Raw genomic sequence first — 3092 nt, 5'->3', positions numbered from 1 at the left:
GGCCTCGTCGCCGGCCACGTCCGCCACCCTCGCCGTGTCCTTCGCCAGCGGCGATCCGGAGAGGGAGATGACCTCCACCGAGCTGCGGAGCTCCTGCACCGCGGAAGCGATCAGGAATTCCATAACGCCGGGGAAGGCATCCCCGCGCCTGCGCATGAAGTCCAGCGTCCAGCTCACCAGGCGCCCGTCCGTGAAGACCGGCAGCCAGCTGGTGACGCCCTGGACCTGTCCCTCGGCGTCGACGGCGAGGCAACAAAGCACTTCCTCGTCCGCAAGCTCATCGATGCCACCGAGGGTGAAGCCCATCTCCGGGACCGACTTCTGGGCAGCCCACTCCTCGGAGACCTCGCTCAGCTGGGCCCGCACGGCCGGCGAAAAGTCGCCGTAGCGGCCCCACACCGCGTGCACCCCTGATTTCGCGGCCCGGTTCAGGGCGGTTCGGACGTTTTGCCAGTCCTTGCCCTTGAACTCGAGTGTGCGCACGGCCAGCCGGGTTTCCTGTGCCACCGCCACCCGCCGGAAACCGCGGTCCTTCAGCAGCGGCCACAGCTCATCGGTGCAGGAGTAGAAGCAGGGAATGAGGGCATGCTCAGCGCAGTACCGGATGAAGCCCGCTGCGGTCTCCTCATGGAAAGCCGCGGGGCCGAAGGGGCCGGCCATCGTCAGCGCGACATTGCCGTGCTGCTGGTAGGCCACTCCCCCTCGGCCGTCCGGCGCGAACCAGTACCTGTTGGGCTCCCACAGCGACATCCAGGACAGGGAGTCGCCGCCCTGGCGGATCAGGCTGCGGGCCACGTCGCGGTCCTCCGCTCCGGCGTCGGTGCGGTGCAGCCGGCGCTGCAGGACGAGCCAGACGGCGGCCAGCGCGACCGCCCAGAAGATCATCCCGGAGGTGGCGAAGAGGAAGGCCTCCACGGGGTCGCGGCCCTGGAAGATGCGGCTGTAGATTCCGGGGATAGGAAGCGGCAGGTACTGGCGGGAGAGTTCGGCGGCCAGGCCCAGCAGGCCGCCGTCGCGGTCCATGCCGCCCGCGGCCAGCCAGACTCCGGTGTAGCAGGAAGCCAGCACGAGCCAGGTGCCGCCGACAACCGCCGCAAGGGCCCCGCGTGCCCGGGGACTCGTTTCGACGCGGAACTGGCGGCGGTTGGCCGCAAGCAGGACGACGAGCACGAGCGGAACAACCACGAGGGGCAGCACGTGGACAAATCCCGACCCCATCACACCGGTGCGCGGCTGGCCCCCGTACTGCGGAATCCTGGCGAACAGGGACAGGTAGACGGCCGCCATGGCCGTCACGGCGAGCTGGAGCGTGATCGCGATCCGCAGGGCCAGCCGGCGGCCGTGGCGCATGCCGTCGGCGCAGATGAGCAGCAAAACTACGGGTACCACCGCCAGCGCGAGGCCCAGCGGCCCCGCAAAACCGGCCCGGCCGGCCTCAAGGCAGGTGACGTCGATGGTGCCGCCGCAGTACTGTTCCAGCTGGTTCAGCGTGGGTAAAGGATTCAGGACGACGTCGCGCAGCAGCGCCAGCGGCCCGGTGGGGGTCCGGACGGTGGCAGTCAGGATGGGTCCGACAGCGAAGATCGCCACGGTGAGGGCGAGCAGGTTCCGGGTTTCGCGTCCGGTGGAGCGGTGGCGGTGCAGGGTTCCCTTGTCGCCCTGGATCCACCAACCCGCCGCCAACCCCGCCAGTGCGCCGGAGAACCCGACGACGGTCTCCGCATGCCCCACATACAGCACCAGCATGAGGGAAATGGACACCACGGCGGTCCGCAACCGCCGTTGCCACAGCGTGGGCAGCAGCCCGCTGGATGCCAGCGAGACGGCCAGGACGGCCGCGTACGGGCCCATGAGCCGGGCATTCACCATCCGGCCGAGCCATCCGTCGTCGGCATAGCGGGCGAGTTGCGTCAGCAGCAGGAACAGCGTCACCGCGGCGAACTGGGCGGCGAAATAGAACACCGCCGCGCGTCGGGTACCCAGCTGCCGCTCGGCGAGGCCCAGCAGGAAGAGGATCATCACTGCGGCCGCGGCGTATGCCGGCAGGTTGGTGGCAAAGAACATCGACGTGAACAGCGACCACCAGCGGCCGGCCCTCAGCCCCGGGGCACTGACGGAGGCCACATCCAGCAGCGCTTCCGGTGGGCCGGCGAGGAAGCTTCCGGTGGCCGCGCCGGTGATGAGGAAGGCCGCGAGGACGGCGAGGGTGAAGGGTATGGCGCGCAGGTGGCCCACCGACTGCCGCAGGCCCTCGCGTCCGAGCCCCAGGAGGGATGCGACGCCGGACCCCCGTCGCTGTACCGTTTCCGCCTGGCTCACTGGGTGATCCCCCAGCGGGACGCCAGGAAGTCGAGCCCGGAGGGAAGCCCCTTGGACCCGGTCTCCCAGGAGTGCCCGGCGCCCGGGATCCGGCGGGTCTCCACGGTGAACCCGGCGGCGCGCGCGGCTTCGGACAGGAGGTCCATGTAGCCGATGAATTCGGGGTCCCGTTCGCCGGCACCAAAGTAGATGGCGTGCCCGTCAAAGCGGCGTTCCCGCATGAGCCGCAGCGGAGTCTGGCGGTCAAAGGCTTCGGTGTCGCCGCCGAAGGAGGCGGCAATGGTCTTGTCCCGTTCCTTGGCGAGGGCGGGTTCCTTCTCGCTCGAGAAGGCCAGGGCAGAGCTGTAGATGTCCGGATGACGGGTCACCATCTGCATCGCGCAGGTAGCACCGAAGGAGAATCCCCCGGCTGCCCACTGCTTGGGGTCCGGATCGACGTCCAGTGTCTGGTTGATCCAGGCCGGCACGTCCACGGCCAGGAACGTGTCGGCCCGGGCGATCCTGCTGTCCATGCAGAGGGTGTTGCCCGAGGCGGAACCGTTCGGGTCCACAACGACCACCACGGGGGCCACACCGTGGTGCGCTGCCGCGTACCGGTCCATGCGGCTGCGCAGTGCCCCTCCCGTGAGCCAGTCTGCGGGGGCGCCGGGCTGGCCGGCGAAGAGGACCAGGACGGGCAGGGCAGGCCGGGGCGTGATGCGGTATGCCGGCGGCAGATAAATGTAGGCCTCGCGGCTTTGGAAGCCCGAGCTGGTGCCGGGGATTCCGGCCCG

Annotated in this window: 2 protein-coding genes; both read right to left on the bottom strand. The window is 69.7% G+C overall.

The genetic code is table 11. The features are described from left to right. Nucleotides 1-2319 (bottom strand): rhomboid family intramembrane serine protease (locus tag K789_RS0105565; RefSeq protein ID WP_024365899.1); only part of this gene is annotated, 2319 nt, incomplete at its 3' end. Continuing rightward, on the bottom strand, nucleotides 2316-3092 hold a 777-nt coding region (locus tag K789_RS0105560), incomplete at its 5' end, for an alpha/beta hydrolase (RefSeq protein WP_024365898.1). The genes K789_RS0105560 and K789_RS0105565, both read right to left, overlap by 4 nt.

This window comes from Arthrobacter sp. TB 26, assembly GCF_000427315.1.
Classification (GTDB): Bacteria; Actinomycetota; Actinomycetes; order Actinomycetales; family Micrococcaceae; genus Arthrobacter.
The sequence above is the reverse complement of the archived record's forward strand: the minus strand, read 5'-3'. Positions and strand labels throughout refer to the sequence as shown.